A 3,050-nucleotide genomic window follows, 5' to 3' on the forward strand; every position below is an offset into this window, starting at 1 on the left:
AAAAAAAACTGTCCTTTAATTAGTTCAGACAGCTTTTTTATAAATATTTAAGAAAAAATAAACAAAACCAACTTTTAAAAAGTTGGTTTTGTTTTGAAAAAGTTAATCATTTTGTTTTCTTCTAAGGATATAAGATTCTTCTAAACTACTGGTATACTCATCGATATAACTTTGTGCTCCTGGAGTAGCAGATGCCTTGTAAGAATTTAGATAATTCATAAATTCTTTTACTTCCATTTGTGCAGCAGCAAATTCTTCTGGAGTTGCATCTGGATTAGCTGCGATAGCATCTACCTTAGCTGATAATGATTCATATTTAGCCATTGTGTCAGCTCTGTTAAGTGAAGCTCCAGCCTGTGCATCCATTGGTTCAGTTGAAGTACATGCAGCCATTAAACCTGCAGCAAATAAAATAATTAATCCCTTTTTCATAAAAATACCTCCCTTGTTAGTTAAAAACTACTATAGTATAAAATATACCGCAAGCCAACTTATTTCCTTTTTAAAACAGTATTTTTTATTTAAAGATTACTATAAAACTTTCATCTAAAATTCTAAAAGTAAATGTTTCTGTTATGAATAATTTTACTTCACTTTCAGAATGTTCTTGGTAGCCTATGGAGAAATCTTCCCCTATAGAAAATTCTATATTATCATTATCAAAAGGTAGCAGGACAGCCCCCTCTATACTCCTACTCACTACCACTTCTCCTCCTGTTAAGGATTTTATCTGATCTATGAGAGGAAATCTTCTACCCAAGACACTCAGTTTGCACCAGTAGTCTTCGCTGACTACAAGTGTATAGGGTTTTGGAGCTATGGATCTCTCCAATTCCATTATTCCATGAGAGATACTTGCTAATATATCTTCATCTGAGTCTCCGAAAACTTTCACGTCATGAGAAGAGCAGTCAAATATTCCACTTATATCTGCTTCTTGAAGGCCTTGAAAAATAACTTTTTCTTCAAAAAGTGCCATTTTTTTTACAGCCTCATCCAAGGCATCAAAGTTTATATCCTTAGCTCCCCTCTCTATGTTATCGAGCTCCCAACGACTGAGAATAAAACTCACTCTGGGCTCTACAAGAGGTTTAACTTTAAAAATACCGTAATTTAATATAGGGTCACTGTGCACTTGTATTCTTCCTTCAGTAACAGATGTAAAATCAAGACCCTTAGGACCCTGTACATTTACAAACTTTCTGGCTGAAAGGTAATAATTTAGAATTTCCCTGGCCCTTCCATCTATCTCTGCCCAAGCTTTACTTGAAATTGGAGCGAGTTCTCTTTTCAATACATTCATTCATATCCCTCCTAATTATTTCATGCTACCTATATTTAAAGATGTACCGAAAGAAATAACCTCTTTAGATTTGTCTGGCTGCGCAGATCCCTCCTCTAGACCGGTAATAGGTGATGATGTGAAAAAATAAGTCTTCATCTCTTCATCCCAGCCTTCCATATTTCTTCTGAGCCACTCCATTATCATTACTGCATGTTCCATCTCTTCGCTTTTGTTATGTTCAAGAATTGATCTGAGTTCTGAATCACTTGCAATGTCTGCTCTTTGATTATACCAATCAATAGCTTCAAGTTCCTCCTTCAGACTATTAATGGCTCTGGTTATATCTTTTGTTTTTTCACTAAGAAGCTCGAAAGGTTCGTGGTACTGATTGCTCATATAGTACACCTCCTGTTATTATTCACTTAATATATATTTACAAAATTAATAAAAAGAATCCTCCTAAAAATTAAAATAAAAAAAATACTGTATTTTAATTGAGAAAAAGCATATCATATTATCTATAGAAGGAAAGAGAATAAATTACAGTAAATAATTAATTATTGATAATGTGTATAATACTGATTAAAAGGAGAAAATATGCAGAACCAGATTAAGAAAGTTCTTATCGCAGTGTGGATACTCATAGTAATATTTATGATGGGAACTTTGGGGTATTACTATATTGAAGATTACAGCCTCATAAATTCACTATACATGACTTTTATAACTCTATCCACTGTGGGATTTCAGGAAGTCGCCCCTCTATCCATTCACGGTAAAATTTTTACCTGCACTCTAATATTAGCAGGTGTGTCAGTGGTAATCTATGCTCTTGGACATCTGACGACTTTTTTTATAGAAGGAGAAATGAAAAATTATCTAAAAGGAGTAAAAATGAAAAAGAAAATAAAATCTATGAACGGCCATCATATAATAGTTGGGTGTGGAAGAACTGGAAAGAAAATTATAGAGGAATTTATCAATAATAAATTAGAATTTGTCGTAGTTGACAAATCCTATGAAGAGTTAGAACGTTATGTTGAAAAATTCGGAGACCTGTTTCACTATGTAATTGGCGACGCCACAGACGATGAAACTTTAAAAATGGCGGGGATAGAGAGAGCAAAGGTAATTCTCTCAGTCCTGTCTACAGATGCTGAAAATTTGTTCATAACTTTAAGTTCCAGGGAGCTGAATAAAGATATAAAAATTGTTACCAGGGTTATAGAGGTAAGTAATAGTAAAAAACTGAAAATGGCAGGTGCGGATATAGTCATCTCACCACTGGAAATAGAGGCTAGCAGACTTTTTGCCACTGCCACTCAGAGTGATATACTGAGTTTTTTAGATATTATGAGTAACAACAGTTCACTCCAGACTTTAAAATTTGCCTCAGTGGAGATAAAAACTCTGAGCGATATAGAGGGTAAATACCTCAAGGAAGCTATGATTCCTCAAAGAACAAATTTAATAGTAATTGGTATAGAAAAGGGAGGTAAAACCGAGTTTAATCCAATGTCACACACAAAAATCAATGCAGGTGATAAACTGCTTGTACTGGGAAGCCTGGCCCAGATAAATTCTCTTAATGAAATAGCAAATGGAACCAATGAAAAAACATTCTAAAATAATTGATATAAAAAGTTATAGTTTAAAGAACCAAAAGGACTTCTCGTTATAAAACATGAGAAGTCCTTTTAATATCAGATAATTTTTATTTTTTTTTACCTATCATTAAAAAAAGAGGATATTCACTGATTCTTCC

Annotated in this window: 4 protein-coding genes; 1 reads left to right on the top strand and 3 read right to left on the bottom strand. The window is 33.5% G+C overall.

The window, feature by feature from the left end:
* Positions 1–102 precede the first annotated feature (102 nt).
* The 3 genes from ABZA26_RS11310 to ABZA26_RS11320 all read right to left on the bottom strand — a co-directional run bounded on the left by ABZA26_RS11310 (position 103) and on the right by ABZA26_RS11320 (position 1,681).
* Positions 103–432, bottom strand: a complete 330-nt coding sequence (locus ABZA26_RS11310; protein WP_372714631.1) for a hypothetical protein — start codon at positions 430–432, stop codon at positions 103–105.
* A gap of 85 nt (positions 433–517) precedes the next feature.
* The gene (locus tag ABZA26_RS11315) at positions 518–1,303 is read right to left on the bottom strand and encodes a family 1 encapsulin nanocompartment shell protein (protein ID WP_372714632.1); all 786 of its coding nucleotides are present in this window, start codon (positions 1,301–1,303) and stop codon (positions 518–520) included.
* A gap of 15 nt (positions 1,304–1,318) precedes the next feature.
* Positions 1,319–1,681 carry an encapsulin-associated ferritin-like protein gene (locus ABZA26_RS11320; protein WP_372714633.1) on the bottom strand — a complete coding sequence of 121 codons (363 nt, stop codon included), beginning with the start codon at positions 1,679–1,681 and terminating at the stop codon, positions 1,319–1,321.
* 201 nt (positions 1,682–1,882) lie between these two features.
* Here ABZA26_RS11320 and ABZA26_RS11325 point away from each other — a divergent pair, with 201 nt between their 5' ends.
* Entirely contained in the window at positions 1,883–2,911 is a 1,029-nt protein-coding gene (locus tag ABZA26_RS11325) for a TrkA family potassium uptake protein (RefSeq protein WP_372714634.1), read from the top strand.
* Positions 2,912–3,050: the final 139 nt, after the last annotated feature.

Source organism: Ilyobacter sp., from assembly GCF_041583315.1.
Classification (GTDB): domain Bacteria; phylum Fusobacteriota; class Fusobacteriia; order Fusobacteriales; family Fusobacteriaceae; genus Ilyobacter.

Coding starts and splice junctions, on each gene's coding strand:
- ABZA26_RS11320 (WP_372714633.1), bottom strand. CDS start 1,681: ATGAGCAATCAGTACCACGAACCTTTCGAGCTTCTTAGTGAAAAAACA.
- ABZA26_RS11325 (WP_372714634.1), top strand. CDS start 1,883: ATGCAGAACCAGATTAAGAAAGTTCTTATCGCAGTGTGGATACTCATA.
- ABZA26_RS11310 (WP_372714631.1), bottom strand. CDS start 432: ATGAAAAAGGGATTAATTATTTTATTTGCTGCAGGTTTAATGGCTGCA.
- ABZA26_RS11315 (WP_372714632.1), bottom strand. CDS start 1,303: ATGAATGTATTGAAAAGAGAACTCGCTCCAATTTCAAGTAAAGCTTGG.